Annotated in this window: 27 protein-coding genes; 5 read left to right on the forward strand and 22 right to left on the reverse strand. The window is 71.7% G+C overall.

The window, feature by feature from the left end; all coding sequences use genetic code 11:
* Positions 1–544 precede the first annotated feature (544 nt).
* Complete coding sequence (gene tyrS / locus F9C41_RS28365; RefSeq protein ID WP_407924744.1) at positions 545–1813, reverse strand: tyrosine--tRNA ligase; 1269 nt, start codon at positions 1811–1813, stop codon at positions 545–547.
* Between the two features lie 207 nt (positions 1814–2020).
* Here tyrS and F9C41_RS28370 point away from each other — a divergent pair, with 207 nt between their 5' ends.
* Complete coding sequence (locus F9C41_RS28370) at positions 2021–2671, forward strand: hypothetical protein (RefSeq protein WP_155389894.1); 651 nt, start codon at positions 2021–2023, stop codon at positions 2669–2671.
* A 93-nt stretch (positions 2672–2764) separates the two neighbouring features.
* Here the strand turns inward: F9C41_RS28370 and F9C41_RS28375 are convergent, their stop codons facing one another.
* The gene (locus F9C41_RS28375) at positions 2765–3406 is read right to left on the reverse strand and encodes a DNA-3-methyladenine glycosylase (RefSeq protein ID WP_407924741.1); all 642 of its coding nucleotides are present in this window, start codon (positions 3404–3406) and stop codon (positions 2765–2767) included.
* A 72-nt stretch (positions 3407–3478) separates the two neighbouring features.
* Between F9C41_RS28375 and F9C41_RS28380 the strand changes: the two genes are divergently transcribed.
* Positions 3479–4396: a prenyltransferase/squalene oxidase repeat-containing protein gene (locus tag F9C41_RS28380; RefSeq protein ID WP_155389895.1), complete on the forward strand. Its 918-nt coding sequence runs from the start codon at positions 3479–3481 to the stop codon at positions 4394–4396.
* Positions 4397–4540: 144 nt separating this feature from the next.
* Here F9C41_RS28380 and argH read toward each other — a convergent pair whose 3' ends face one another.
* The 9 genes from argH to F9C41_RS28425 all read right to left on the reverse strand — a co-directional run bounded on the left by argH (position 4541) and on the right by F9C41_RS28425 (position 13025).
* Positions 4541–5953 (reverse strand): argininosuccinate lyase, encoded by a 1413-nt coding sequence (argH, locus tag F9C41_RS28385; protein WP_155389896.1) that lies wholly within the window; start codon positions 5951–5953, stop codon positions 4541–4543.
* Between the two features lie 108 nt (positions 5954–6061).
* Positions 6062–6595, reverse strand: coding sequence for an arginine repressor (locus tag F9C41_RS28390; protein ID WP_120320139.1), 534 nt, complete (start codon positions 6593–6595; stop codon positions 6062–6064).
* A 129-nt stretch (positions 6596–6724) separates the two neighbouring features.
* Positions 6725–7672, reverse strand: coding sequence for an ornithine carbamoyltransferase (argF, locus tag F9C41_RS28395; protein WP_155389897.1), 948 nt, complete (start codon positions 7670–7672; stop codon positions 6725–6727).
* Complete coding sequence (locus tag F9C41_RS28400) at positions 7669–8967, reverse strand: acetylornithine transaminase (RefSeq protein ID WP_155389898.1); 1299 nt, start codon at positions 8965–8967, stop codon at positions 7669–7671. Before F9C41_RS28400 ends, argF begins: the two co-directional genes overlap by 4 nt.
* Positions 8964–9845 (reverse strand): acetylglutamate kinase, encoded by an 882-nt coding sequence (gene argB / locus F9C41_RS28405; protein WP_155389899.1) that lies wholly within the window; start codon positions 9843–9845, stop codon positions 8964–8966. Before argB ends, F9C41_RS28400 begins: the two co-directional genes overlap by 4 nt.
* Complete coding sequence (gene argJ, locus F9C41_RS28410; protein WP_155389900.1) at positions 9842–10999, reverse strand: bifunctional glutamate N-acetyltransferase/amino-acid acetyltransferase ArgJ; 1158 nt, start codon at positions 10997–10999, stop codon at positions 9842–9844. Before argJ ends, argB begins: the two co-directional genes overlap by 4 nt.
* Positions 10996–12009 (reverse strand): N-acetyl-gamma-glutamyl-phosphate reductase, encoded by a 1014-nt coding sequence (gene argC, locus F9C41_RS28415; RefSeq protein WP_155389901.1) that lies wholly within the window; start codon positions 12007–12009, stop codon positions 10996–10998. Before argC ends, argJ begins: the two co-directional genes overlap by 4 nt.
* An 87-nt stretch (positions 12010–12096) precedes the next feature.
* Positions 12097–12348 carry a hypothetical protein gene (locus tag F9C41_RS28420; protein ID WP_155389902.1) on the reverse strand — a complete coding sequence of 84 codons (252 nt, stop codon included), beginning with the start codon at positions 12346–12348 and terminating at the stop codon, positions 12097–12099.
* On the reverse strand, positions 12345–13025 hold the full coding sequence (locus F9C41_RS28425; protein ID WP_230690087.1) for a TNT domain-containing protein: 681 nt from the start codon (positions 13023–13025) through the stop codon (positions 12345–12347). The genes F9C41_RS28420 and F9C41_RS28425 overlap by 4 nt, the downstream gene beginning before the upstream one ends.
* A gap of 109 nt (positions 13026–13134) precedes the next feature.
* On the opposite strand from F9C41_RS28425, the gene F9C41_RS28430 reads away from it, so the two are divergent.
* Both F9C41_RS28430 and F9C41_RS28435 read left to right on the forward strand, forming a co-directional pair.
* Positions 13135–13725 carry an ArsR/SmtB family transcription factor gene (locus tag F9C41_RS28430; protein ID WP_155389904.1) on the forward strand — a complete coding sequence of 197 codons (591 nt, stop codon included), beginning with the start codon at positions 13135–13137 and terminating at the stop codon, positions 13723–13725.
* Positions 13722–14987: an MFS transporter gene (locus tag F9C41_RS28435; protein ID WP_155389905.1), complete on the forward strand. Its 1266-nt coding sequence runs from the start codon at positions 13722–13724 to the stop codon at positions 14985–14987. The genes F9C41_RS28430 and F9C41_RS28435 overlap by 4 nt, the downstream gene beginning before the upstream one ends.
* Positions 14988–15102: 115 nt before the next feature.
* Here the strand turns inward: F9C41_RS28435 and F9C41_RS28440 are convergent, their stop codons facing one another.
* The 11 genes from F9C41_RS28440 to F9C41_RS28490 all read right to left on the reverse strand — a co-directional run bounded on the left by F9C41_RS28440 (position 15103) and on the right by F9C41_RS28490 (position 24904).
* Positions 15103–15810, reverse strand: a complete 708-nt coding sequence (locus tag F9C41_RS28440) for a pyrimidine reductase family protein (protein WP_155389906.1) — start codon at positions 15808–15810, stop codon at positions 15103–15105.
* Positions 15811–15819: 9 nt separating this feature from the next.
* Positions 15820–16710, reverse strand: a complete 891-nt coding sequence (gene folP, locus F9C41_RS28445) for a dihydropteroate synthase (protein ID WP_155389907.1) — start codon at positions 16708–16710, stop codon at positions 15820–15822.
* A complete protein-coding gene (gene pheT, locus F9C41_RS28450) occupies positions 16710–19190 on the reverse strand; it encodes a phenylalanine--tRNA ligase subunit beta (protein WP_155389908.1) in 2481 nt (826 codons plus the stop codon). The genes folP and pheT overlap by 1 nt, the downstream gene beginning before the upstream one ends.
* Positions 19191–19192: 2 nt before the next feature.
* Entirely contained in the window at positions 19193–20284 is a 1092-nt protein-coding gene (pheS, locus tag F9C41_RS28455; RefSeq protein WP_155389909.1) for a phenylalanine--tRNA ligase subunit alpha, read from the reverse strand.
* A gap of 354 nt (positions 20285–20638) precedes the next feature.
* Positions 20639–21451 carry a TrmH family RNA methyltransferase gene (locus F9C41_RS28460; protein ID WP_230690088.1) on the reverse strand — a complete coding sequence of 271 codons (813 nt, stop codon included), beginning with the start codon at positions 21449–21451 and terminating at the stop codon, positions 20639–20641.
* 8 nt (positions 21452–21459) lie between these two features.
* Complete coding sequence (gene rplT / locus F9C41_RS28465) at positions 21460–21831, reverse strand: 50S ribosomal protein L20 (protein ID WP_144128146.1); 372 nt, start codon at positions 21829–21831, stop codon at positions 21460–21462.
* Positions 21832–21871: 40 nt separating this feature from the next.
* Complete coding sequence (gene rpmI, locus F9C41_RS28470) at positions 21872–22066, reverse strand: 50S ribosomal protein L35 (RefSeq protein ID WP_120320124.1); 195 nt, start codon at positions 22064–22066, stop codon at positions 21872–21874.
* 72 nt (positions 22067–22138) lie between these two features.
* The gene (gene infC / locus F9C41_RS28475) at positions 22139–22714 is read right to left on the reverse strand and encodes a translation initiation factor IF-3 (protein ID WP_120321948.1); all 576 of its coding nucleotides are present in this window, start codon (positions 22712–22714) and stop codon (positions 22139–22141) included.
* 345 nt (positions 22715–23059) lie between these two features.
* Positions 23060–23503: a PH domain-containing protein gene (locus F9C41_RS28480; RefSeq protein WP_407924742.1), complete on the reverse strand. Its 444-nt coding sequence runs from the start codon at positions 23501–23503 to the stop codon at positions 23060–23062.
* Between the two features lie 178 nt (positions 23504–23681).
* Complete coding sequence (gene hisG / locus F9C41_RS28485; protein ID WP_155389911.1) at positions 23682–24527, reverse strand: ATP phosphoribosyltransferase; 846 nt, start codon at positions 24525–24527, stop codon at positions 23682–23684.
* A gap of 113 nt (positions 24528–24640) precedes the next feature.
* Complete coding sequence (locus F9C41_RS28490) at positions 24641–24904, reverse strand: phosphoribosyl-ATP diphosphatase (RefSeq protein WP_155370357.1); 264 nt, start codon at positions 24902–24904, stop codon at positions 24641–24643.
* A 93-nt stretch (positions 24905–24997) separates the two neighbouring features.
* Here F9C41_RS28490 and F9C41_RS28495 point away from each other — a divergent pair, with 93 nt between their 5' ends.
* Positions 24998–25945, forward strand: coding sequence for an NADP-dependent oxidoreductase (locus tag F9C41_RS28495; RefSeq protein WP_155389912.1), 948 nt, complete (start codon positions 24998–25000; stop codon positions 25943–25945).
* The last annotated feature ends 68 nt before the right edge of the window (positions 25946–26013 follow it).

The following is a 26013-nucleotide window of genomic DNA, read 5'->3' on the forward strand; positions in this document are numbered from 1 at the left end:
CAAATTAATGTCCGAATCCGAATCCATCACCAAAGCAACCACCCCGGAACAAAGCCCGGAGCGGCCAATAATTGGCACTTGGCTTAAATAGCACCCTGTTGAGTTCTCAAAGAACAAGCACACACCGCGTCGTCCAGGTCTCCCTGGCCGCCTCCGGGGCAACTTTCTTAGCTTACCCATCCGGCCGTTCCGTGTCAAATCCGAACTTTCGGATCTGTCCGGCTCGTCCGTTTGGACACCCCGAACACGCTGAACCGATGAGGTTCGTACGAGGCTCGAGGAGAACCAGCGACCCGGCCGACGGCTTCCTCCGAGAAGATTCTCGGCGAGCTCATCCGCCCGGCTCGTCACCGGCTCAGTAACCATACCCGGTTGGTTTCGGCCGATCAAATCGGCCCCACCCGGTGCGCTCCGGCCTCTTTGCTCCGACCTTCCGGTCTCGGCTGTTTTGTCCGTTCCGCGCTGGCAGAGAGAACATTACGCGGGACGCGCCGCCACCCGCAAATCGGGGGGACGCGTCCCGCGTCACATCATGGTCAACTGCCTATTTTCGCAGCTCAGCACCGGCGATGGTCTTCTTGCCGCGGCGCAGCACCAGGTACTTGCCGTGCAGCAGCAGGTCCGCGGACACCGGAGCGTCGGCGTCGGTCATCCGCTCGTTGTTGACGTACGCGCCGCCCTCGGCGACCGCGCGCCGCGCCTCACCGAGACTCGCCGCCAGGCCGGACTCCTTGAACAGCACCGCCACGCTCGGTAGCTCGTCGACCTCGACCAGGCCCGCCTCGGCCAGCGCCGAGCGCAGCGTCGACGGCGCCAGGTCGGTGAGCGCGCCACGGCCGAACAGCGCCTGCGAAGCCGTCATGACCTGCTCGCACTCGTCCTTGCCGTGCAGCAGCGTGGTCAGCTCCTCGGCCAGCGCCCGCTGCGCCGACCGCGCGAACGGCCGCTCCGCGGTCTCCCTGGCCAACTCCTCGATCTCGTCGCGGGAGCGGAAGCTGAACACCTTGAGGTAGTTCACGATGTCGGCGTCGGCCGCGTTGAACCAGAACTGGTAGAACGCGTACGGGCTGGTCATCGCGGCGTCCATCCACACCGACATGCCCTCGGCGCTCTTGCCGAACTTGGTGCCGTCGGCACGCGTGATCAGCGGGGTGGTGAACGCGTGCACGCCGCGCACGCCCTTGCGCCGGTTGAAGTCGACGCCGGCGATGATGTTGCCCCACTGGTCCGAGCCGCCGTGCTGCAACGTCACGCCGTGGCGCTGGTGCAGCTGGTAGAAGTCGTGCGACTGCAGGATCTGGTACGCGAACTCGGTGAAGCTGATGCCGCTCTCCAGCCGCGCCTTCACCACCTCCCGCGCCAGCATCTGGTTCACCGGAAAGTGCTTGCCGACGTCGCGCAGGAACTCGATCGCCGACAGCGGCGAGGTCCAGTCCAGGTTGTTGACCATGCGGGCCGCGTTGGCGCCCTCGAACTCGAAGAACGGCTCCACCTGCCGACGGATCTTGTCCACCCAGCCGGCGACGGTCTCCTCCGAGTTCAGCGAGCGCTCGCCCTCGGCCTTCGGGTCGCCGATCAGGCCGGTCGCGCCGCCCACGAGCAGCACCGGAATGTTCCCCGCCTGCTGGAGCCGGCGCGCGGTGAGCACCTGCACCAGGTTGCCGACCTGAAGGCTGGGCGCGGTCGGGTCGAACCCGACATAGAACGTCACCGGCCCCTCAGCCAGGTGCTTGCGCAGCTCGTCCAGGTCGGTGGAGTCCTGCAGCAGGCCACGCCACTGCAGATCATCGAGGATGTCCGTCACGCCGTCGATTGTCGCGCATCGGGCAGGCCGGCTGACAGCCGGTTTCCCCTGCCGCCCGAACCGGCGCGCCCAGCCTCGCCGCAGCCGTCGCCACAGCTCAGCGTCGGGGAGCCGCACGGACCGCGTGCAAGGGACGTCGAACCTGGCACGAACACGGGGTTGCGGCGGTCGGGGCGCGGGCATAGCGCGGACATGGAACTGTCGTTTCTTCGCGCCATGTATGAAATCCCCGGTCCGTGGGCGTCGCTGTACATCGACGGGACCGATCACACCGAGGCGACCGCCGCGGCACTGAAGCTGCGCTGGCGGGCCGCCCGGGAGACGCTGCTCGACGAGGGCATCGACGAGCCCACGCTGCTGGCGCTGGAGGGAGCGCTCGCCCAGTACCGCCGCCCGCGCAAGCGGCACGGCCTGGCCGTCTTCGCCGCGCAGGGCCGGGTGCACTACGCCGAGGCGATGCCGGAGCCGCTGTGCACCGACAGCGCCGAGATGGCGCCGCTGCCGCACGTGACGCCGCTGCTGGCCCGGCGCGACGGCGAGCCGCTGCCCGGCGGTGCCGCCGAGCCCGCCGCGAGCGGCGTCGCCGACACTCTGGCCGCGTTCGAGAACCGGCAGGTCGAGGCACTGCTGCTGGACCCGGCCGCGCTCGCGAAGGCCCGGGTGTGGATCGGCGACTCGCCCGCGGACCTGTCCGCAAGCGAGGAGCGGCTGCGGCAGCTGGGGGCGTCCCGCGCCCATCCGGTACGCGCCGAGGATGCGCTGGTCCGCGCCGCGGTGCTCAACGACGCCGAGCTGATCATCGTCAACGCCGGCGAGGTCCGGCTCGACGAGGGCGTCGGCGCGGTCCTGCGCCCCGACACGGCCTAGACCGGCCAGGCACGCCACGGGCGACGATTTTCATAGACATTGGCCTATCAGATCGATTGAGAGAAGATCGAACTCGATGTGATAGGCCAGCGTCTATGACGGCCGGGGGGTGCCGGAGGTGCCGGTGCGGCGGCGCGGGGTGTGGCGCCGGTAGGGGCTTACCGACGGTTCGCCGTCCAGCCAGAAGCGCCAGGGCACGTCGTGCGCGGCGGCCACGCCCACCCGTGGGCCCGACCTGATCGTGTCCGGCGGCACGGCCGCCGCGGGGATCAACCGGGCCGGGCCGGTCCCGTCGAGCAGCGAGGTGCGGTTGGCGGACCCGTCGATGCCCAGCGCGACCGACAGCCTGGCCGGTCCCCGGGCCAGCTCGCGGTCGGCGACCGGGCCGCGCCGGGACCGGGCCAGCTCCACTCCCCCGATCACCTTGCCCGCCCGCAGCAGCACCGCGGCCGCCTCACCCTCGTGGCCCGCGGTGACGTTCATGCACCAGTGCATGCCGAACACGAAGTACACGTACAGGACGCCGGCTGGGCCGAACATCACCGAGCTGCGTTCGGTGGGACCGCGGTGGCTGTGTGAGGCGGGGTCCTCGCCGACGCCCGCGTACGCCTCGACCTCGGTGATGGCGACCCGTACCCCGTTGGCTTCCAGCTGCCATCCCAGCAGGCCCCGCGCCGTGTCGACGACATGCGAGGCGGGGGCGTCGAGCAGCGAGTAGTCCACGGGATCAGCCACGCCACCAGGGAACCTCGGTGAAGGCCCGAATGCAAAATCCATGCTGTCGTACCCGTCGGCGAACATCGGCGGATGTCGACTGTCTTCACCCGGGCCAGGGAGTTCGTGTTCGAGCAGGGGCGGCCGCTGGACCGGGCCCGGCTGCGGTTCCACTTCGAGTCCGCCCCCGCGCGTTCGGTGCTCGACGAGCTGGCCGCGTACCAGAACGACGACGGCGGGTTCGGGCACGCGCTGGAACCGGATCTGCATACCCCCGTGTCTTCGGCGGTGGCGACCTGGTGCGCGTGCACGGTGCTGCACGAGATCGGTGCGGGCGCCGAGGAGCCGCTGGTGCGCCGCGCGGTCGGCTACCTGCTGGACACCTATGACGCAGCCGGCCGCCGCTGGTGGATCGTGCCGCCGGAGACGGAGGACTCCCCGCGCGCCCCCTGGTGGACGTATGCCGACATCGGCCGCACGTTCGGCGACTGCGTGCTCAACCCGACGGCAGGGCTGACCGGGACGCTGTGGGAGTACCGGGAACTGGTACCGGCCGCGCTGCTGGCCGAGCTGACCGAGACGGTGGTGGCCCGCCTCGAGGGCTGGGCCGACGGGGCGGGCGGGCTGGATCGCGGCGACCTGACCGCGGCGGAGCTGTTCGTCCAGGCCCGGATTCTGCCGGACGCCGCCCGGCTGCGGGCGCTCGCCGCGATGCGACGCGCCGCGGCGAGGCTCGTGGAGAACCGGCCGGAGGCGTGGACGGAGTATCTGCTGCAGCCGCTGGACGTGGCCCCGTCGCCGGACTCGCCGCTGTTCCCGGCGGTGGATCCCGCCTCGATCGAGGCGAACCTCGACTACGTGCTGAGCAAGCAGCTTCCGGACGGGTCCTGGCCGCTGACCTGGAGCTGGGCGGAGGTCGACGCGCAGGCCTGGCCGCTGGCCGAACGGGCCGCCAAGGGCCTGGTCGCCGTCGACCGCCTCCGCACCCTCCGCGCCTACGGCCGCCTCTGACGCCGACCCTTCTTCGGCCGCGCTCCGCTGCCCCGGCGGACCGGACCTAGATCAGCGTTTGCGGTCATGATCTGCGTTCCAGCCGCAGATCATGACCGCAAACAGCGATCTTCGCCGGTCAGCGGGACCGGTCGGCGACGCCGGTCAGCGCGGGACGACGGTCTCGTCGGACCAGGCGTGCCAGGTCTTGAGCTGCTCGATGACCGAGGCGAGCTGGTCGGCGACCGGGCCGGGGCCCGTCGAGCCTGGCGTGGTCCGGGCGGCCAGGGCCGACTTCACGGTGAGCACGTCGCGCACCGACGGGTCCAGGTGCTCGCTGACGGTGGTGAGGTCGCTGTCGCTGACCTCGTGCAGCTCGCATTCGCGCACCGAGCACAGGGCCACCAGCTGCCCGGTGATCTCGTGTGCGTCGCGGAACGGCACGCCCTTGCGGACCAGCCAGTCCGCCACCTCGGTGGCCAGCGAGAAGCCGACGGGTGCGGACGCGGCGAGCCGGTCCACCCGTACCGTCATGGTGGAAATCATCCCGGCGAGCGCGGGCAGCACCAGGCTGAGCGTGTCGACGGCGTCGAAGACGGGCTCCTTGTCCTCCTGCATGTCGCGGTCGTACGTCAGCGGCAGGCCCTTGAGCATGGTCAGCACGTTGACCAGCCCGCCGATGAGGCGACCCGCCTTGCCCCGGGCCAGCTCGGCGATGTCGGCGTTCTTCTTCTGCGGCATGATCGACGATCCGGTGGCGAAGGCGTCGTCCAGCTCGACCCAGCCGAACTCGTACGACGTCCACAGCACCACCTCCTCGCCCAGCCGGGACAGGTGCACCCCGAGCAGCGCGGTGATGAACAGGAACTCGGCGACGAAGTCGCGGTCGCTGACGGCGTCCATGGAGTTCGCGAACGACGTGCGGAAGCCCAGTTCCTTGGAGACCGCGCCCGGGTCCAGCGGCAGGCCGGAGCCGGCCAGCGCGCCGGCGCCGAGCGGGCTGACCGAGGTGCGCTGGTCCCAGTCGCGCAGCCGGTCGAGGTCGCGCAGCAGCGGCTGTACGTGCGCCAACAGCCAGTGGCCGAAGGTGACCGGCTGGGCGTGCTGCACGTGGGTCAGGCCGGGGGCGGGCGTGTCGACGTGGCGGCCCGCCTGCTCGGTGAGCGCGTCGGCCAGCTCGGCGATGCGGGCGGCCAGGTCGCGGGCGTGGTCGCGCAGGTAGAGGCGCAGGTCGGTGGCGACCTGGTCATTGCGGGACCGGCCGGCGCGCAGCTTGCCGCCGAGCGCGCCGAGGCGCTCCAGCAGGCCGCGTTCGAGCGCGGTGTGCACGTCCTCGTCCTCGATGGTGGGCCGGAACGTGCCGGTGGCCACCGCGGCGTCGAGGTCGTCGATGGCGGCGAGCATCTTCCCGAGCTCGTCGGGGTCGAGCAGGCCGGCCGCGGCCAGCACGCGGGCGTGGGCGCGCGAGCCGGCGAGGTCGTACGGCGCGAGCCGCCAGTCGAAGTGCACGCTGACCGACAGCCGTGCCAGCGCCTCGGCGGGTCCGTCCGCGAACCGCCCTCCCCAGAGCCGGGTCATCTCTGTTCCGTCCTTCTTTTCAGTGGTTGATCATGAAGTTGTGGCAATGACACGCCGTCGAACCGTGCCATAGGTTCATGATCAACGGGGTCAAGCGCGCGGGGGTGGTCAGGTGAGGTCTTCCTCGATGACGACTAGGTCGTCGGGGGCGCTGTCGAGGCCGGCCCAGGTGGCGAACTTGGCGGCGAGGGCTTCGCCGCCGGCGGGGTCGCGGGCGACCACGAAGATGGTGTCGTCGCCGGCGATGGTGCCGACCAGGTCGGGCAGGCCGCTGCGGTCGATGGCACTGGCCAGGTAGTGGGCCGCGCCGGGCGGGGTGCGCAGGACGGCGAGGTTGCCGCTGTGATCGGTGCCGTTGAGGACCTCGCGCAGCAGGCGGATCAGGCGGGCGGGGCCGATCGCCGCCGGGCGCAGCGCCGGGTGGCCGTCCTCGGGGATCAGGTAGACGGCGGGCGCGCCGTCGCGGCCGCGCACCTTGACCGCGCCCAGCTCCTCCAGGTCACGTGAGAGGGTCGCCTGCGTCACCTGCACCCCGTCCGCCGCGAGCAGCTCGGCGAGCTGGGTCTGCGACGTCACCGCGCCGCTGCGGATCAGCTCCTCGATCCGGGCGTGGCGGGCGGTGCGGGTCATCGGCGCGGTCATGCCGTCACCTCGCTTCGCTCGGCTCCGTCAGACGAGGCACCGGTCATGATTCGCTCGCGAGGCTCGCTCATCCCCTCACCTCGCTTCGCTCGTCTCCCACAAGAGAACCGTAGGACATGGTTCGACCGGTCACACCTGCTCCATGAGGAACGTCAGCAGCGCCTTCTGCGCGTGCAGCCTGTTCTCGGCCTGGTCGAACACCGCGCTGGCCGCCCCGTCCATCACCTCGTCCGTGATCTCCTCGCCGCGGTGGGCGGGCAGGCAGTGCAGCACGATCGCATCCGGGTCGGCGTGGGCCAGCAGCGCGGCATTGATCTGGTACGGCAGGAACGGGGTGATCCGGTCCAGGCCGTCCCCCTCGTGGCCCATCGAGGTCCAGGTGTCGGTGGCGATCACGTCCGCCCCGGACACCGCGGCCTTGGCCTCGGTGTACTCGGTGACCGAACCGCCGGTGCGCGCGGCGACCTCGGCCGCCTGGGCCAGGATCGCCCGGTCGGGGGTGAACCCGAACGGCCCCGCGATGCGCACGTGCATGCCCGCCACCGCCCCGCCGAGCAGGTACGAGTGCGCCATGTTGTTGGCCGCGTCGCCGACGTAGGTCAGCGTGCGGCCCTGCGTGTGGCCGAGGCGCTGCCGGACCGTCTGCAGGTCGGCCAGCACCTGGCAGGGGTGGAAGTGGTTGGTCAGCGCGTTGATCACGGGCACGGTCGCCGCGTCGGCCAGCTCCTCGATCCGGGTGTCCTCGAAGGTCCGGATCACGATCGCGTCGACGTACCGGGACAGCACCTTCGCCGCGTCGGACATGGTCTCGCCCCGGCCGAAGTGCGTGTTCGTGGCGTCGATCAGGACCGCGTGCGCGCCGAGCTCGGAGATGCCGACCTCGAACGACACCCGGGTGCGCAGCGACGGCTTCTCGAACAGCACGGCGATCGACTTGCCCGCCAGGGCCTTGCGGTGCCCGCGCCGGTTCTCGGCGAACTCCTGGGCGAGCGTGAGGACCTGGTCCTGCTCGGCCGAGGTCAGGTCGTCGTCGCGCAGGAAGTGCCGTCTGGTCGGCGTGGCTGCGTGCCCGGTCATGCGGAGGCTCCGGTCTCGGTGGGGGATCCGGCCTGCGCGACGATCGCCGGCTGCGCGGCCGTCGCGGGCTGGGCGGGGGTCTCGGGCTGGGCGGGGGTCTCGGGCTGCGCCAGGTCGAGGGCCGCGCCGAGGGCGGCCAGGAACGCGTCGGCCTGGGCGCTGGTGAGGATCAGCGGCGGGGCCAGCCGGATCACGTCCGGCTGCGCGGCGTTGACGATGAAACCGGCGTCCAGCAGCGCCTTCTGCACGGCCGGGGCGACCGGTGCGGTGAGCACGACGCCGAGCAGCAGGCCGGCGCCGCGTACGCCGTCGACGAGCGGGTGGTGCAGCGCCTCGACGCCGCGCCGCAGCTGCTCGCCGACCCGCTTGACGTGGTCGAGCAGGCCGTCGGCGGCGATGGTGCGCAGCACCGCGAGCGCCGCCGCGCAGGCCACCGGGTTGCCGCCGAACGTGGTGCCGTGCTGGCCCGGAGTGAACAGCGCCGCCGCGCCACCGGGGTGCCGCTGGGCGAACGCGCCGTCGGCGAACGCGATGGTCGCGCCGATGGGCAGGCCGCCGCCGAGTCCCTTGGCCAGGGTGATCACGTCGGGGGTGACGCCCTCGGCCTGGTGGGCGAACCAGTGCCCGGTGCGGCCGACGCCGGTCTGCACCTCGTCGAGCACCAGCAGCGCGCCGTGTCGGGCGGTGATCTCCCGGGCCGCGGCGAGGAAGCCGGGCGGGGCCGGGACCACGCCCGCCTCTCCCATGATCGGCTCCAGGATCACCATGGCGGTCTGGTCGCTGACCGCCGCAGCCAGGGCCTCGACGTCGCCGTACGGGATGTGGGTGACGTCGCCCGGCAGCGGCCGGAACGGGTCGGCCTTGGCGGGCTGGCCGGTCAGCGCCAGCGCACCCATGGTGCGGCCGTGGAACGCCTGCTCGCAGGCGACGACGTGGGTGCGCCCGGTGCGCCGGGCGAGCTTGAACGCGGCCTCGTTGGCCTCCGCGCCGGAGTTGGCGAAGAACACCTTGCCCGGGCGTCCGGTCAGCGCGAGCAGCAGCTCGGCCAGGGCCACCGGCGGCTCGGCGACGAACAGGTTGGACACGTGCCCGAGCTGGGAGATCTGCCTGGTCACCGCAGCGACGACGGCTGGGTGGCCGTGGCCGAGCGCGTTGACCGCGATCCCGGACAGCAGGTCGACGTAGGAGCGGCCCGCCTCGTCCACCACGACCGAGCCCGCGCCGCTGACCAGTGCCAGCGGCGGGGTGCCGTAGTTGTCCATCAGCGACTGCTGCCACCGCTGTGTGAGCGTCATGATGCCGTTCCGTCCAGGTCATCGGGGACGACCATGGTGCCGAACCCCTCATCGGTGAAGATCTCGAGCAGGGTGGAGTGCGGGACACGGCCGTCGACCACGGCCGCGGCGGGCACGCCGCCCCGCACCGCGCGCAGGCACGCCTCCATCTTCGGCACCATGCCGGCGGACAGGCTCGGCAGCAGCACCTCGAGCTCCTTGGCCGTCATCCGGGAGATGAGGCTGCCGGTGTCCGGCCAGTTCGCGTACACGCCGGGGACGTCGGTGAGCACGACCAGCTTGCGCGCGCCCAGCGCGATGGCGAGCGCGGCGGCGGCGGTGTCGGCGTTGAGGTTGTGCGGCACACCGTGCACGTCCGGGGCGACCGTGGACACCACCGGGATGTGCCCGGCCGCCAGCAGGCCGTCGATCAGCGAGGTGTCGACGTCGAGCACGTCGCCGACCTGGCCGATGTCGACCGGCTCACCGTCGATGACGGCGTGGCGGCGTACCGCGGTGAACAGGCCCGCGTCGTCGCCGGACAGGCCCACCGCGTGCGGGCCGTGGCCGTTGATCTCGGTGACCAGGTCCTTGCCCACCGACAGCAGCACCATGCGCACCACGCTCATCGCCTCGGCGGTGGTGACCCGCAGGCCGCCCTTGAACTCCGAGGCGATGCCCATCCGGTCCAGCATGGCGGAGATCTGCGGGCCGCCGCCGTGCACCACGACCGGGCGCAGCCCGACCGCGCGCAGGTAGGCCATGTCCGCCGCGAACGAGGCGCGCAGCTCGGGCGTGGTCATCGCGTGGCCGCCGTACTTGACCACGATCGTCTCGCCGTGCAGCTTCGTCAGCCACGGCAGCGTCGCGACCAGTACGGCCGGGTCCAGCTCGCTCATGACGAATAGGCCGAGTTCTCGTGCACGTACGCGTGGGACAGGTCGTTGGTCCACACGGTGGCGCTGTGGTCACCGGCGTTGAGGTCCACCGTGATGCGCACCTCGACCCCGGACAGGTCCACCTTGCTGCGGTCCTCGGCCGCCGCACCGGCCCGGCAGATCCACACGTCGTTGATGGCCACGTTCAGCTCGTCGGACTCGAAGACGGCGTCGGTGCAACCGACCGCGGCCAGGATCCGCCCCCAGTTGGGGTCCTTGCCGAACAGCGCGGTCTTGACCAGGTTGTTGCGGGCGATCTCGCGGCCGACGATCACCGCGTCTTCCTCGGTGTCGGCGTTGACCACCTCGATGGCGATCTGCTTGGTGTGCCCCTCGGCGTCGGCCAGCAGCTGCTGGGCGAGGTCGTGGCAGGCCTGGGTGACGGCGGCGGTCAGCTCCTCCTGCGTCGGCTCGACGCCGGACGCGCCGGAGGCCAGCAGCAGCACCGTGTCGTTGGTCGACATGCAGCCGTCGGAGTCGAGCCGGTCGAAGGTGACCCGGCAGGCCTCCCGCAGCGCCTCGTCGAGGGCGTCGCCGCCGGCCATCGCGTCGGTGGTGAGCACGCACAGCATCGTGGCCAGCGACGGGGCGAGCATGCCCGCGCCCTTGGCCATGCCGCCGACGGTCCAGCCGTCGCCGGTCGCCACCTCGACCACCTTGGGCCGGGTGTCGGTGGTCATGATGGCCTCCGCCGCGGCGAAGCCGCCCGCCTTGGCCAGCGCCTTGGTCGCGCCGTCGACGCCGGCCAGCAGCTTGGGCATGGGCAGCCGCTCGCCGATCAGCCCCGTGGAGCAGACCGCGACCTGGCCCGCGCCCATGCCGCCCAGCCGGGAGGCGACGTACTCGGCGGTGGAGTGAGTGTCCTGGAAACCGCCCGGACCGGTGCACGCGTTCGCGCCGCCGGAGTTGAGCACCACGACCTTGACCGCGCGGCCCTTGATCACCTGCTGCGACCAGAGGACCGGGGCGGCCTTGACCCGGTTGGCGGTGAACACGCCCGCGGCGGTGGCGTCGGGGCCGTCGTTGACGACCAGCGCCAGGTCCAGCGCGCCGCTGCCCTTCAACCCGGCGGCGACACCCGCGGCCCGGAAGCCCTTGGGGGAGGTGACCGTCATGGTGCTACTCCAAAAACGGACAGGCCGGAGGTCTCCGGCAGGTCGAACATGATGTTGGCGCACTGCACGGCCTGCGCCGCGGCGCCCTTGCCGAGGTTGTCGATCGCGCTGACCACGATGATCCGGCCGCTGTCGACATCCACGGTGGCCTGCAGGTGTGCGGAAGCCGAACCCAGGGTGGCGGCGGTGTGCGGCCACGCCCCTTCCGGCAGCAGGTGCACCAGCGGTTCGTCGCCGTACGCCTCGGCGAGCACCGCGCGCACCACGCCCGCGGTGATGTCGCAGTTGGTGGGCTTGGCGGTGACCGTGGCCAGGATGCCCCGCGGCATCGGCGCGAGCACCGGGGTGAACGACAGGCTCGTCGCGCCGGTGGCCTGCTTGATCTCCGGCACGTGCTGGTGCGCCCCCACCTTGTACGGGCTGAGGTCCCCCATCACCTCGCTGCCCAGCAGGTGGATCTTGGCCGACTTGCCCGCCCCGGAGGTGCCGGAGGCGGCGACCACGACCACGTCCGCAGGCTCGGCCAGCCCGCTGTGCAGCAGCGGCGCGAGCGCGAGCGTGGTGGCGACGGCGTAGCAGCCGGTCGCGGCGACCCGGGCCGAGCCTGCGATCAACTCGCGCTGGCCGGGCAGTTCGGGCAGGCCGTAGGTCCACGCCCCGGCGTGCTCGCCGCCGTAGTAGCGGGTCCATGCCGCCGCGTCGTGGAGCCGGTGGTCCGCACCCAGGTCCACGACCTTCGCCGTGGCGGGCAGGGACGCCGCCACCGCGCCCGACTCGCCGTGCGGCAGTGCCAGGAAGACGAGGTCGGTGTCGGCGAAGACCTCGGGAGTGGTCTCGGTCAGAATGAGGTCCAGCCCCGTCAGGTGCGGGTGCACCGCCGCGACCGGCTTGCCGGCCTGGCTGTGCGCCGTGGCCGCGACGAGCTCGAACTCGGGGTGCCCGGCGATGAGGCGCAGCAGCTCGCCGCCTGCGTACCCGCTGGCCCCGGCGACGCCGATCCGGATTCCCATACCTACCTCCGCATAAACATTCGCCATGAGCATACGGCCCAGTGCATGTTCATGCAAATGAGGCCCGCGTCACTCATCCGGGCCGTGTCAGTCGTCAGGGAAGCCGGTCAGCACCTCGTAGAACCGGGTGCACGCGGCGGCCTCCGTGTCGAGGACCTCGCGGACGTCGTACACGCCGCGCTCGTAGGAGCCGATCTCCCACCCGCCGCCGGCCGGACGCAGGAACCAGAAGTCGGTGGGGATCGGCACGTGCTCGTGCACGCCCGGCACCTGGAACGACTCCGAGGGCTGCCCCGCTTCGAGCAGCGCGGTGACGAGCACGTGCCGATCCGGGATCACCCGCGCACCGCCGGCATCTCCTCGACGAGGTAGCCGTTGGCCAGCAGCCAGGTCACGCTGAGCTGCGTGGCCGCCTCGGGCAGGTAGGACGGCATCAGCTTGTACTGCATGCCCAGACCGGGCTGGCCGAACCAGGGCGCGGTCATGCCCGCGTCCACGGTGAACGACTTCGCCACGCAGTACACGTGGTAGTTGGCGTGCGGGGCGCCCTCCGGCGTGTTCAGGTTCTGCGGCGGCAGCGCCCGGTCGGCATACGGGGTGCGCACCGGGGCCAGGAAGGAGCCGCCCGCGAACCCGAACCGGTCGAGCCGGGCGCCGACGGTGAGCTCCAGCGGGTTGCGGTCGACCAGGTCGCCGTGGGTCATGAAGCCGTCGTTCGGCGGGTAGACCCAGTTGGCGCCGTCGCGGAACTGCGCGACGAAGTCGGCCTCGGCCAGCGTGCCGAAGCGCTGGTAGCCGTGCAGCAGCGGGCCGACCGCGCCGGAGCGCGGCAGCGGCTTCGGACCCAGCTCCGGCTGGGCCGGGTCGTAGAACTTCTGAGTCGCCGGGGCGAGCGCCGGCGTGCCGGGGCGGCACTCGCCGCGACCGTAGCCGAGCGCGGCGGACGCGTCGGCGGCCGGGGCGAGCGGGACGAGCAGCGCCGCGGCGAGCGTGGCGACCAGGAGACGGATTTTCACAAAACCCCCGTTAGTGAAGCAATAGGCATGATCACTAACGGGCGGACGGGCCGCGGAGTTGCTGCGAAGGTACTCCCCAATAAACGGTTGGTGGTCTAGACTCCCCAACATGTCTTTGGGAGATGAGCCCGACCCGGCACGGTCCGGCCGCACGGTCACCGGCGACCTACGCGCCCTGGCCCACCCGATCCGGCTGCGCATCCTGTCCCTGCTCACCGGCGCAGAGATGTCCGCCGCCGAGATCGCCCGCGAGCTCGGCATCTCCCACGCCAACGCCAGCTACCACCTGCGGCTGCTGCTCAGCGCCCACTCCATCGAGGTCGCCGGACAGGAGAAGATCCGCGGCGGGCAGGCAAAGCGCTACCGGTACGACGTCAACCAGGCGTTCACCCCGCCCGGCGACCGAAAGCACCTGCACGCCGACGACGTGCAGATCGTGTACGCCGCCCTCGCCGCCGAACTCCAGCGCCGCGCCCGCGAGATCGTCACCGGCCCCGAGGCCGTCGGCACCCTCACCGACGCCGAACTCTGGGTCGACCTCGACGAGTGGAAGCAGATCCGCGACCGGATCGCGCAGGCCAGCGAGCACCTGCACCGCATCGCCCAGCGCCCGCACCGCCCCGGCACGGTGCGGGTCAGCGCCTCCATCGCGCTGTTCCGCATGCGAGACTCCACCCCCACCCCCCAGGAGCAGCAATGAGCACCTTCCGCGACTCGCTGGCGCCGCTGCGCCACGCGCCATACCGCCACCTGGTCACCGGCCGGGTGATCAGCCTGCTCGGCAACTCCGTCGCGCCCATCGCACTGGCCTTCGCGGTGCTCGACCTGACCGACTCCCCCGTCGCGCTCGGGCTGGTCGTCGGCGCCCGGTCGCTGACCAACGTGCTGTTCGTGCTGTTCGGCGGCGTGCTCGCCGACCGGCTCCCCCGGCACCTGGTCATGGTCGGCTCCAGCGTGCTGGCCGCGCTCACCCAGGCCGCGGTCGCCGCGCTCGTGCTCACCGGCACCGCGACGGTCCCGCTGCTCATCGGCCTGAGCGCGATCAACGGTGTGGTCAGCGCGATCGCCATGCCGGCGACCGCGGCGCTGCTGCCGCAGACCGTGCCCGCCGACCAGCTCACCCCCGCCAACGCCCTCAACCGCCTCGGCGGCAACACCGCCATGATCGCGGGCGCGGCGCTGGGCGGCGTGCTCGTCGCGGCCGTCGGCCCGGGCTGGGGCCTGGCCGCCGACGCCGCCACCTTCGGGCTGAGCGCGCTCGCGTTCGCGCTGGTGCGCGTACCCGAGGTGCGCGACCGCAGCACGCCGCGCCAGAGCACCCTGCACGAACTGCGCGTGGGCTGGACCGAGTTCGCCTCCCGCAGCTGGGTCTGGACCGTCGTGCTGGCCTTCATGTTCATCAACGCGGCGCACTCCGGCGCGATGGGTGTGCTCGGGCCCACCATCGCCGACCGGACCATCGAACGCTCCGGCTGGGGCATCGTGCTGGCGGTGCAGACCGCCGGGATGGTCGCCGGGGCGGTGCTCGCGCTGCGGCTGCGGGTGCGCCGGCCGCTGCTGGTCGGCTGTGCGGCGATGTTCGGCTTCGTGCTGCCGACGGTGGCGCTGGCCGAGTCGCCGACGCTGCCGGTGCTGGTGGTGTGCGGCTTCCTGGCCGGCGTGGCCGTCGAGCAGTTCACCATCGCCTGGGACTCGTCGCTGCAGCGGCATGTGCCCGCCGACCGGCTCGCCCGGGTGTACTCCTACGACATGCTCGGCTCGTTCCTGGCCATCCCGGTCGGCCAGGTCCTCGCCGGACCGCTCGACGGCTGGATCGGCACCGAGAACGCACTGCTCTGCGCGGCCGCCGTGATGACCCTGGGCGTCGTCGGCATGCTCGCCAACCACGGCGTACGCCACCTCCGAGCCGACACCCCCATCGCCCCCGCCACCACCCCCGAGCCCGCCGCGATCCCCGCCTGACCGCTCCAAGATCCGCCGACTTGCCTGGCAGGTGGTCGAATGCGTGCTCAAGATACGCACAGGTGCCAGGCAAGTCCGGCGATCTTGAGCAGCGCGGCGGCCGGCGCGAGGCGGGTCAGCGGGTGTGGCGGAGGAAGAGGTGGGTGCCGTCGGTGAGGACGTGGGCGGGGGTCATGCGGTGGGGGGCCGACGGGGGGCCGGCGACGATGCGGACGGAGCCGGGACCGGCGAGGATCGGGCTGACCGTGAGGCAGAGCTCGTCGACCAGGTCGGCGGCGACAAGGCTGCCGAGCAGGTGGGGGCCGCCCTCGCTGAGGATCTGGGACAGGCCGCGGGCGGCGAGTTCGGCCACCATGACCACCGGGTCGACCGAGGAGTCGCCGCAGTCGATCACCTCGGCGGCCTCGGGGTACGCGTGCGGTGCGGAGGCGTAGGTGAGCACGATCGGCCGGGCGGGCGGGTCCGCGAAGAACTTCTCCGGAACGTCACCGCCGCGGGTCACCACCGCGAACCGCGGGTGCGGGGTGAGCCCGTGCGCGACCCGCCAGGCCTGCGCCTGCTCGTCGAGCAACGTCGCGCCGTACCCCTCGACCCTGATCGTGCCCGCGCCTACCACGACCACGTCGGCCTGCATCCGCAGGCGCTTCATCAGGTCCTGGTCGGCAGGGCCGCCCAGCGACCCGGAGCGGCCTGCGAGGGTGGCGGCCCCGTCCAGCGACGTGATCATGTTGACCCGCAGCAGCGGCCCGGCCGCGCGCGGATAGGCGGCGAGCAGCTCGCCGTCGGACAGCTCACCGGCCGGTTCGGGCCACAGCCTGCGCATACGCTGACCTCACATGTTGTGCACGGTGTAGGCGGGCTGCCGCCAGCCCAGGATCGCCTCGGTCATGCGGACCGCGTCGACGGACTCGCGCACGTTGTGCATGCGCACGATCCGCGCCCCGAGCATGATCGCGGCCACCGCGGCGGCGAGGCTGCCGGACAGGCGTTCGCCCTGCGGGCGGTTCAGGGTCTCGCCGATGAAGTCCTTGTTGGAGACCGCGGCCAGCATCGGGTAGCCGACCGCGGCGATCTCCGGCAGCCGCCGGGTCAGCTCCAGGGTGTGGAACGTGTTCTTGTTCAGGTCGTGGCCCGGGTCGATGACGATCTGCTCCGGACGTACGCCCCGCTCCAGCGCCACCGCGACCCGCGACCGCAGGAAGTCCGCGATCTCGCCCGCCACGTCGGCGTACTGCGGGCGCGGGAAGTGCTGGCGCGGCCTGGCCCGGCTGTGCGTGACGATCAGCTGGGTGTGCGGGCGCTGCGCGACCAGGTCGGCCAGCGCCGGGTCGTGCAGGCCGGTGGTGTCGTTGACGACGTGCGCGCCCGCGTCCAGGCACACCTGGGCGACGTCGGCGCGGAAGGTGTCCACGCTGATCACCAGGTGCGGGTGCCGCTGGACGGTGGCCTGCACCACCGGCAGCACCCGCTCCAGCTCGACATCGGCGTGGACCTCGCCGCCCTCGGGGGAGAACTTGACCCCGCCGATGTCGATCCAGTCCGCGCCGGCGGCGGCCGCGGCATCCACTGCCGCGACCGCCGCGTCGAGCGCGTAGGTGGCCCCCTTGTCGTAGAACGAGTCGGGGGTCCGGTTCACCACCGCCATCACCGCGACCTGGCGGTCGAAGTCGAACTCGCGTCCGGCGATGACCCGCTTGGCAGCGGCGATGTCGGGGACGAACATCAGGCGCCGCGCAGGACCGCGCCGAAACGCTGCGCCGTGACGGCCACCGCCGCGTCCCGGGCCGCGACCGCCTCCTCGACGGTCAGCGTCCGGTCCGGCGCGCGGAACGTCAGCTTGTACGCCAGCGAGCGCTGACCGGCGCCGAGCTGCTCGGACGTGTACACGTCGAACAGCCGCACCGACTCCAGCAGCGGACCCGCGCCCTCGGTCAGGGCCGCCTCGACCTGCGCCGCGGGCACCTCCGACGCGAGCACGAGGGCCACGTCGATCAGCGCGGGCGGGAACGTCGAGAACACCGGCGGCGGGGTCGGGCCGGGCAGCGGCACCGCGTCCAGGTTCAGCTCCATCGCGCAGGTGCGCTTGGGCAGGTCCAGCGCGGTGCAGACGGCCGGGTGCAGCTCGCCCGCGTGCCCGACGACGACGCCGTCGACGGAGATCGCGGCGCACCGGCCCGGGTGCCAGGGCGACTGCTGGACGGCGGCGACGCTGATCGACGCGTCCGGCACCGCCGCGGCGGACAGCACCTCGCGCGCCGCCTGCACGGCGTCCGACCAGGACGCCGCCCGGCCGGGGCCCCACCAGCCGGAGCGCTCGAACTCGCCGGCCAGCACCACGGCCACGTGCCACGGCTGCGCCGGGACGGAGGCGTTGGCCTTCTCCCACAGCGCCGGGTCGGGACGGCCCGCCACGCCCATCACCGGCGGCACGCCGGCGGACAGGTCGGGCAGGAACACCAGGCCCTGCTCGAACAGCGCGACGTCGCGCTGGCCCCGGCCGACGTTGCGCTTGAGCGCGGTCAGCAGCGGAGGCAGCAGGCTGGTCCGCATCAGCGGTTCCTCGTCGGACAGCGGGTTGGCCAGCCGCACCGCGTCCGTCGGCAGGCCGAGCGCGGCCAGCGCGCCCGCCGAGACGAACGGGAACGACAGCACCTCGACGTAGCCCTGCTCGGCCAGTGCCCGGCCCACCGAGCGCTTGCGGCGCTGCGACGCGGTCAGGCCGTTGCCGGGCGGGGCGACGGGCAGCACGCTGGGCACGTTCTCGAAGCCGTCCAGCCGGACGACCTCCTCGACGAGGTCCGCGGGCTGCCGCAGGTCGGGCCGCCAGGACGGGGTGATCACGTCGACCCGGTCGTCGTACACCGCCACGTCGCAGCCCACCTCGGTGAGCAGGTCACCGATGCGGTCGACGGAGTAGTCCACGCCGATCAGCCGGCTCGGCTCGGTCGCCGCCATCGAGATCATCGTGGGGTCGCCGGGGTGGTTCAGGTCGAGGATCTCCGCGCCCGCCGTGCCGCCGCCGTGCTCGACCAGCAGCTGCACCGCACGCTCGATGGCGACCAGGCACAACTGCCGGTCGACGCCGCGCTCCCAGCGCTTGGCGGCCTCGCTGAACAGCTTGTGCCGCCGCGCCGTGCGCCCGACCATGGTCGGGTCCCAGTGCGCCGCCTCGAACAGCACGTTCGTCGTGCCGTCGACGACCTCGGAGGTCTGCCCGCCCATCACGGCGGCCAGCGAGATCGGGCCGGTGTCGTCGCAGATCACCATGTCCTCGGCGGACAGCACGCGGGCCTGCCCGTCCAGGGTGGTCAGCTTCTCCCCCTCGGTCGCCCGGCGCACCACGAGACCGCCGGTGATCCGGTCGGCGTCGAAGGCGTGCATCGGCTGGCCGAGTTCGAGCATCACGTAGTTGGTGATGTCGATGGCCAGGCCGAGCGTACGCACACCGGCGGTGAGCAGGCGCTTGGCCATCCAGTCCGGGGTCGGCGCGGTCGGGTCGATGCCGCGTACCAGCCGGGCCGCGAAGCGGTCGCAGCCCTGGGTGTCCTGGATGGTCACCGGCCAGGCCGGGGCCGCGGTGCCGCCGGGGGCGGGCGCGAGACCGGGGTCGGTGAACCGGGCCTTGAACGAGTGGCCCAGCTCGCGCGCCAGACCGCGCACCGACATCTGGTATCCGCGGTCGGGCGTGACCGTGACGTGCACCTCGATGTCGTCGAGGCCGACCACCGGGCGCGCGTCGTCGCCCGGCTGCGCGGTCACCGACTCGGGCAGCACGATGATGCCGTCGTGATCGCCCGACAGGCCCAGCTCCGCCGCGGAGCAGATCATGCCGTGCGAGTTGCGGCCGTACGTCTTGCGCGCGCCGATGGCGAAGCCGCCGGGCAGCACGCCGCCGGGCAGGATCACCACGACGCGGTCGCCCTCGACGAAGTTGCGGGCCCCGCAGACGATCTCCTGCGGCGCGCCGGTGCCGTTGGCCTGGCCCACGTCCACCGTGCAGAAGCGGATCGGCTTCTTGAACTCGGTCAGCTCCTCGACGGTCAGCACCTTGCCGACCACCAGCGCGCCCTGCACCGAGTGGCGCTGGTCGGCGATCTCCTCAACCTCGATGCCGAGGTCGTTGAGCGCGAGGTCGAGATCGGCCTCGGTGAGGTCCGCGGGCAGCTCGACATGCTCACGCAGCCATGACAGTCCAACCTTCATGGTCAGTGCACCTCCATGCCGAACGCGCGGGTGAACCGCACATCGCCTTCGATCATTTCCCGCATGTCGCTCAGGCCGTTGCGGAACATCAGGGTCCGCTCGATGCCCATGCCGAACGCGAAGCCCGAGTACACCTCGGGGTCGATGCCGCAGGCCCGCAGCACGTTCGGGTTGACCATCCCGCAGCCGCCCCACTCGACCCAGCGCGGGCCGTCGCGGTGCTCGGCGAACCACACGTCGAACTCGGCCGACGGCTCGGTGAACGGGAAGTAGTGCGGCCGCCAGCGGGTGCGCGCGTCCGGGCCGAACATCGCGCGGGCGAAGTGGTCCAGCGTGCCCTTGAGGTGCGCCATGGTGATGCCCTTGTCCACGACCAGGCCCTCGACCTGGTGGAAGACCGGGGCGTGGGTGGCGTCGAGCTCGTCGGTGCGGTACACCCGGCCGGGCACCACCACGTAGATCGGGGGCTGGTGGGTGAGCATCGTGCGCGCCTGCACCGGCGAGGTGTGCGTACGCAGCACCAGCCCGGACTCGGTGGCCCCGGTCGCCGACTCGGCGGCCTTCACCCAGAACGTGTCCATCAGGCCGCGGGCCGGGTGGTCGGGCGAGATGTTGAGCGCGTCGAAATTCGCCCACTCCAGCTCGACCTCGGGGCCCTCGGCGATCTCGTAGCCCATGCCGATGAACAGGTCGCCGACCCGCTCCATCAGCGTGGTCAGCGGGTGGCGCGCACCGCGGGGGCGGCGGTCCCAGGGCAGGGTGACGTCGACGGCCTCGGTCTCCAGCACCCGCTGAGCCTGCTCGGCTTCCAGGATCACGTGGCGGGCGTCGTAGGCGGCCTGGATCGCGGTGCGGGCCTCGTTGACGCGCTTGCCCGCCTCGGACTTGGCGGCCGGGGGCAGCGCGCCGATCTCGCGGCGGGCCAGCGACACGGCTGAGCGGTCGCCCAGGTGCGCGGCCTTCTGCACGGCGAGCGCGTCAAGGTCGTTGGCGTCCGCGAAGGCCTTGTCCGCCGCGGCGACGGCGTCGTCGAGGGCGGCCGGATCGAGCATCGCGGCCTGCTTGGGGTCGTACGGATCGTGACGGTATGTCATCAGAACTCCAGATCGGCAACCGGATCAGTCTAGGCGTAGGGCCAGGACGGGCACGCGCGGCTTCGCCGCCGCCCACCGGTGCGACCTGAGAGGAAGAGCTGAGCGCAGTCAGTTCCGCCGCCCGCCACCGGCGGGCTGACTAAAGGAACGGCGCTTCATGACTGGACTTCCCTCTCGAACGGTTCTCGCCCCGGAGCATACCGCCCCCGTCGGCCGCCCCGCGCCCCCGTTTGCCATAGACGCTGGCCTATCTGGATGAAAAACTCGCGATCGAAGTCATCTAGATAGACCAACGTCTATTAAAGAGCGGGGCGGCGCGGGCGGCGCGATGCGTCAGCGGGGCGGCGCGATGCGTCAGCGGCGCTGGGCGCGGGCGGAGGCGTAGAGGCAGACCGCGGCGGCGGCGGCGAGGTTGAGGCTCTCGGCGCGGCCGTGGATGGGCACCCGGACCGCGGCATCGGCGGCGTCGCGCAGCTCGTCGGGCAGGCCGTGTGCCTCGGAGCCGAACAGCCACGCGGTGGGCTGCGCAAGGGAGCCGTCGTCGGCGAGGTCGTCGAGGTCGGTCGCGCCGTAGCCGGAGGTCGCCAGGGTGCGCAGGCCCGCTTCGCGCAGCGCGGCCAGGGTGGCGGCCGCGTCGGGGGCGCGGACCACGTCGAGGTGGAACAGGCTGCCGGCGGAGGCGCGTACACACTTGGGGTTGAAGGGGTCCACGGCGTCGCCGGCGAAGATCACGGCGGTGGCGCCCGCGGCGTCGGCGGTGCGCAGCACCGTGCCGGCGTTGCCGGGGTCGCGGATCTCGACGGCGACCGCGACCAGCCGCGGTGCGCGGGCCAGTGCCGCGTCGAGGGGCACGTCGAGCAGGTCGCAGACGGCGATCACGCCCTGCGGGGTGACCGTGTCGGCCAGCGAGGCCATCGCCTCGTCGGTGACCACGGAGAAGTTCGTGCCACGCAGCAGGGTGCGGTGGCGGGCGAGGCCGTCCTCGGTCACGAAGATCTCACGGACGGCATCGGCGGCCAGGGCCTCGCGGACCGCCTGCGGGCCCTCGGCCAGGAAGCGCCCGGCCTTCTCCCGGTCCCGGCGGCGGTGCAGTTTGACAGCAGCAACGACCCGGGGAGTCCGCTGCGTGAACAACGGGTCCCCGGGTCGTTGGAAGTGCTGCGTCACCGACGGGCTCAGGCGGCCTGAGCCTCGGCGACGGCCTTCTTGGCCACCGCGACGATGCCGGCGAACGCGACCTCGTCGTTGACGGCCAGGTCGGCCAGGATCTTGCGGTCCACCTCGACACCCGCGAGCTTGAGGCCCTGGATGAGGCGGTTGTACGTCATGCCGTTGGCACGAGCGCCCGCGTTGATGCGGGTGATCCACAGCTGCCGGAAGTCGCCCTTGCGGTCCTTGCGGTCGCGGTAGGCGTACTGCATCGAGTGGAGGATCTGCTCCTTCGCCTTGCGGTACAGGCGGGAGCGCTGGCCGCGGTAACCGCTGGCGGCCTCGAGCAGGGTACGGCGCTTCTTCTGGGCGTTGACCGCCCGCTTGACGCGTGCCATATCAGCTTCTCCTTAAAGGTTTCCGTCTAAAAGGCGCGCGTCAGCGGCCGAGCATCTTCTTGATGCGCTTCTCGTCGGCCTTGGCCACCGGGACCGTGCCGCTCAGGCTACGGGTCTCCTTGGAGGACTTGACCTCCAGGCGGTGGCGCAGGCCGGTCTGCTCGCGCATGATCTTGCCAGAGCCGGTCACCTTGACCCGCTTGGCCATGCCGCTGTGCTTCTTCATCTTCGGCATAGGAAGTTCTCCCCTGTTGCAGAATCTCGCCGCACAGCGGGGGCTGTGCGGCAGGTGCCCTATCGAGCGTCGTCAGGCCTGTGCCGAGGGCTCGGCCAGGGCCTCCTCGGCCTCCGCACCGGTTCCCTCGTCGCCCTTGCGGCCGGCGAGCTTCACGCTGCGGTGCGGCGCGAGCACCATGATCATGTTTCGCCCGTCCTGCTTCGCCGACGACTCGACGAAACCGACCTCCGCGACCTCTTCCTCCAGCTTGCGCAGGAGGCGGAAGCCAAGCTCCGGGCGGCTCTGCTCGCGACCGCGGAACATGATCGTCACCTTGACTTTGTCCCCGGCCTTGAGGAACCGCACGACGTGACCCTTCTTGGTCTCGTAGTCGTGCGAGTCGATCTTCGGCCGGAGCTTCATCTCCTTGATGACCGTCTGCTGCTGGTTACGCCGGGCTTCCCTGGCCTTGAGCGCGCTCTCGTACTTGAACTTGCCGAAGTCCATGAGCTTGCAGACCGGCGGGCGTGCCATGGGCGCAACCTCGACCAGATCCAGATCGACATCGGCGGCCAACTGCAGGGCGCGCTCCAGCGGGACGATGCCCACCTGCTCGCCCTCGGGGCCGACCAACCGGACCTCACGTGCCCTGATCTGATCGTTGATGCGTGGCTCGACGCTGATGTGGCCTCCCTCAATCGTGTTCCGCACCGCCGTGTTCGCGGCGATGCGCTTGGCGTCTGACCGAAAGCAGAAGGCCCAGGCGACAGCCTGGGCCCGCTCGACCGGTCTGGGTGCACGCCAAGTGCACGACCTGAGATCAGGACAGAGAAGTCCTTCACCAGGTGACCGGACCCGGACCGCTCAAAGGCGTTCGGGTGGGAGCAGGCGCTCCGCTTGCCTCCGGGCTACCGGACCACGCACAAGGCATGATCACGAGCAACCGGAAAGGTCGACTTGCAAAGATTACCACAACCCGGGATTGCATCCCCGGACCGGGGACGCTATGGCTCAGCTCACGACAGGCGCGGGCTCCTCGGCGCGGGCCGCACTGCGCAGCGCCCGCAGCGCCTGCACGGCGCTCAGCGCGTACGCCCGGTCCACCGCCTGCACCGCGAGCACCGAGACGGTGTCGTCGTTCTCCAGCTCCAGGCTCATCCAGGGCTGGTTGCGTTCGATGTTGATCGCGCGCACGGCGCCCCAGGGCAGCTCGTACCCGCCGATGATGTTGCGGACCCGCACGCCGTCGGCGTCCGCCTCGACCCGGGGCCGGGCCACGGCCAGGATGCCCAGGGCGAAGACCACCCCAAGACCGATCATGGCGTACTGGTCGCCCTTGCGGAACACGCCCTCGCCGACCTCGGTCAGCGCGGTGCCGATCACGGTGAACAGCACCACGACGACGACCGCGGCCGCGATGCACACCTTCCGGGTGCGCTGGGGCCGGAAACTCACACGCTGTCCCTCACTGCTCACCTCGCCGAGTCTGCCACGCACCCCTCCAGCGGTCGCCACCGCCACGGTTTTCCATAGACGTTGGCCTATCTGGATCACATTTCGGCGATCGGACTCATCCAGATAGGCCAACGTCTATTCAAAACATGGCGGGTCCGGGACCCGGTGTGCCACCGGGTTACAGGCGGCAGGCGTGGATGTCGGTGACCAGGATCGCGCGGGCGCCCAGGTCGTACAGCTCGTCCATGATCCGGTGCACCTCGGTCCGCATGACCATCGCCTGCACGGCCACCCAGCCCTCGCGGTGCAGCGGCGACACCGTCGGCGACTCGATGCCCGGGGTCAGCGCCACCGCGCCCTCCAGCCGGTCGGCGCGCACGTCGTAGGCGAGCATCACGTACCGCCGGGCGACCAGCACACCCTGCAGCCGGCGCAGCAGTTGGTTGACCGCGCCGTTGCGCTGCCCCTCGGGGCGGCCGACCAGCACCGCCTCGGAGACCAGGATCGGCTCGCCGACCGGGACCAGCCCGGCCTGGCGCAGCGTGCCGCCGGTGGCGACGACGTCGGCGATCACGTCGGCGACGCCGAGGCGCACCGCGTTCTCCACCGCGCCGTCGAGCTTGACGACGTCGGCCTTGATCTCGTGGTCGGCGAGGAAGCGCTCGACGACGCCCGGATACGCGGTGGCGATCCGGCGACCGGCGAGGTCGGGTAGGTCGCGGACGGTCTCCGGGGGCGCCGCGAAGCGGAACGTGGCCGGCGCGAAGCCCAGCGGCAGCAGCTCGCTGACCGGGGCGCCGGAGTCGACCAGCAGGTCCTGCCCGGTGATTCCCAGATCAAGGTCGCCGGACCCGACGTACACCGCGATGTCGCGCGGCCGCAGGTAGAAGAACTCGACGCCGTTGTCGGCGTCCACGCACACCAGGTCGCGGTCGTCGCCGCGCTGGCGGTAGCCCGCCTCGCGCAGCATGTCGGAGGAAGGTTTGGACAGGGTGCCCTTGTTGGGCACGGCAATGCGAAGCATCTCTCGACTCGTCTCTGTGATCAAGGCTAGTCGATCATGATGTTATGGCCGCGACACACCGTCGAGCCGTGCCATAAGTTCATGATCAACCCGGGAAGGGAACCGGGGCGGGATCACAGATGTCGGTAGACGTCTTTGAGGGTGAGGTTGGAGGCCAGCATCAGGACCTGGGTCTGGTAGAGGAGCTGGGAGATCTCTTCCGCGGCCCGCTCGGGGCCCTCATGCTCGGCGGCCATCCAGGACTCCGCCGCTTCCTCGACCACCTTCTTGCCGACCGCGTGCACCCCGGCGGTGACCGCCTTGACGGTGCCGGAGGCCGGGTCACCCGCGGCCACCTTGGCCTGCAGCTCCTCGAACAGCTCCTCGAACGTCTTCACGCGGGTCATTCTGCCCGATCCCGACCGGGCCGCCCGCATCACCCGGCCGCGCGGCACATGCTGGGACGGGCCCCGAACGCGGATCATGGGGGTATGACCGAACGCATGCTGGCCATACGCCAGGACAGTCTGGGCGGGCCCGAGGTGCTCCAACTGGCCGAGGTGGACCGCCCGTCCCCGGGCCCGACCGAGGTGCTGGTACGGGTGCGCGCCGCCGGGGTCAACCCGGTGGACTGGAAGGTGCGCACCCGCGGCGGCGGCTTCGGCGACCCCCCGTTCACGGTGGGCTGGGATGTCTCCGGCGAGGTCGTGGAGATCGGGCCGGGGGTGACCCGGTTCGCGGTGGGCGACGAGGTGTTCGGGATGCCGCACTTCCCGCGGGCCGCCAACGCCTACGCGCAGTACGTCACCTCGCCGTCGCGCCACCTGGCCCGCAAGCCCGCCGGCCTGGACCACGTGCACGCGGCGGCGCTGCCGCTGGCCGCGCTGACCGCCTGGCAGGCCCTGGTCGACACCGCGCAGGTCGCCGAAGGGCAGCGGGTGCTGGTGCACGCCGCCGCGGGCGGGGTGGGGCACCTCGCGGTGCAGATCGCCAAGGCCAGGGGCGCGTACGTGCTCGGCACGGCCCGCGCCTCGAAACACGAACTGCTGCGCGAGCTGGGCGTGGACGAGCCGATCGACTACACCGCGTTCGACTTCGTCCAGGTCGCCACGGATGTCGACGTGGTGCTGGACACGGTCGGCGGGGAGTACGAGGACCGCTCGCTGCACACGTTGCGCCCCGGCGGCATCCTGGTCGGCATCCTGAACGCGGGCAGCGCCGCCGAGACCGCCCGCAAGGCGCAGGCGCTGGGCGTACGCGGCACCGGCATGCTCGTCGAACCCGATCACACCGGGCTGGAGGAGGTCGCCGGGCTGATCGAGGCGGGCCGGCTGCGCCCGCTGGTCGCGGCGACCTTCCCGCTCGCCGAGGCCGGCCGGGCCCACGAGCTGGGCGAGACCGGCCAGACCACCGGCAAGATCGTGCTGACGGTCGACTGAGCGGTGGGGGGGCGGCGCGGCCCCCCCCCCCGGGCCGGAACCGGGGCGGGGGGGGTGGGGGGGGAGAG

The sequence above is a fragment of the Catellatospora paridis genome, assembly GCF_009720365.1.
In the GTDB taxonomy this organism is placed as follows: domain Bacteria; phylum Actinomycetota; class Actinomycetes; order Mycobacteriales; family Micromonosporaceae; genus Catellatospora; species Catellatospora paridis.

Excerpts from the sequence above, each read along its gene's own strand:
- F9C41_RS28370 (WP_155389894.1), top strand. The coding sequence starts at position 2,021 with ATGTATGAAATCCCCGGTCCGTGGGCGTCGCTGTACATCGACGGGACC.
- F9C41_RS28380 (WP_155389895.1), top strand. The coding sequence starts at position 3,479 with ATGTCGACTGTCTTCACCCGGGCCAGGGAGTTCGTGTTCGAGCAGGGG.
- argH (WP_155389896.1), bottom strand. The coding sequence starts at position 5,953 with ATGACCCGGCTCTGGGGAGGGCGGTTCGCGGACGGACCCGCCGAGGCG.
- F9C41_RS28390 (WP_120320139.1), bottom strand. The coding sequence starts at position 6,595 with ATGACCGCGCCGATGACCCGCACCGCCCGCCACGCCCGGATCGAGGAG.
- argF (WP_155389897.1), bottom strand. The coding sequence starts at position 7,672 with ATGACCGGGCACGCAGCCACGCCGACCAGACGGCACTTCCTGCGCGAC.
- F9C41_RS28400 (WP_155389898.1), bottom strand. The coding sequence starts at position 8,967 with ATGACGCTCACACAGCGGTGGCAGCAGTCGCTGATGGACAACTACGGC.
- argB (WP_155389899.1), bottom strand. The coding sequence starts at position 9,845 with ATGAGCGAGCTGGACCCGGCCGTACTGGTCGCGACGCTGCCGTGGCTG.
- argJ (WP_155389900.1), bottom strand. The coding sequence starts at position 10,999 with ATGACGGTCACCTCCCCCAAGGGCTTCCGGGCCGCGGGTGTCGCCGCC.
- argC (WP_155389901.1), bottom strand. The coding sequence starts at position 12,009 with ATGGGAATCCGGATCGGCGTCGCCGGGGCCAGCGGGTACGCAGGCGGC.
- F9C41_RS28430 (WP_155389904.1), top strand. The coding sequence starts at position 13,135 with ATGTCTTTGGGAGATGAGCCCGACCCGGCACGGTCCGGCCGCACGGTC.
- F9C41_RS28435 (WP_155389905.1), top strand. The coding sequence starts at position 13,722 with ATGAGCACCTTCCGCGACTCGCTGGCGCCGCTGCGCCACGCGCCATAC.
- F9C41_RS28440 (WP_155389906.1), bottom strand. The coding sequence starts at position 15,810 with ATGCGCAGGCTGTGGCCCGAACCGGCCGGTGAGCTGTCCGACGGCGAG.
- folP (WP_155389907.1), bottom strand. The coding sequence starts at position 16,710 with ATGTTCGTCCCCGACATCGCCGCTGCCAAGCGGGTCATCGCCGGACGC.
- pheT (WP_155389908.1), bottom strand. The coding sequence starts at position 19,190 with ATGAAGGTTGGACTGTCATGGCTGCGTGAGCATGTCGAGCTGCCCGCG.
- pheS (WP_155389909.1), bottom strand. The coding sequence starts at position 20,284 with ATGACATACCGTCACGATCCGTACGACCCCAAGCAGGCCGCGATGCTC.
- rplT (WP_144128146.1), bottom strand. The coding sequence starts at position 21,831 with ATGGCACGCGTCAAGCGGGCGGTCAACGCCCAGAAGAAGCGCCGTACC.
- rpmI (WP_120320124.1), bottom strand. The coding sequence starts at position 22,066 with ATGCCGAAGATGAAGAAGCACAGCGGCATGGCCAAGCGGGTCAAGGTG.
- hisG (WP_155389911.1), bottom strand. The coding sequence starts at position 24,527 with ATGCTTCGCATTGCCGTGCCCAACAAGGGCACCCTGTCCAAACCTTCC.
- F9C41_RS28495 (WP_155389912.1), top strand. The coding sequence starts at position 24,998 with ATGACCGAACGCATGCTGGCCATACGCCAGGACAGTCTGGGCGGGCCC.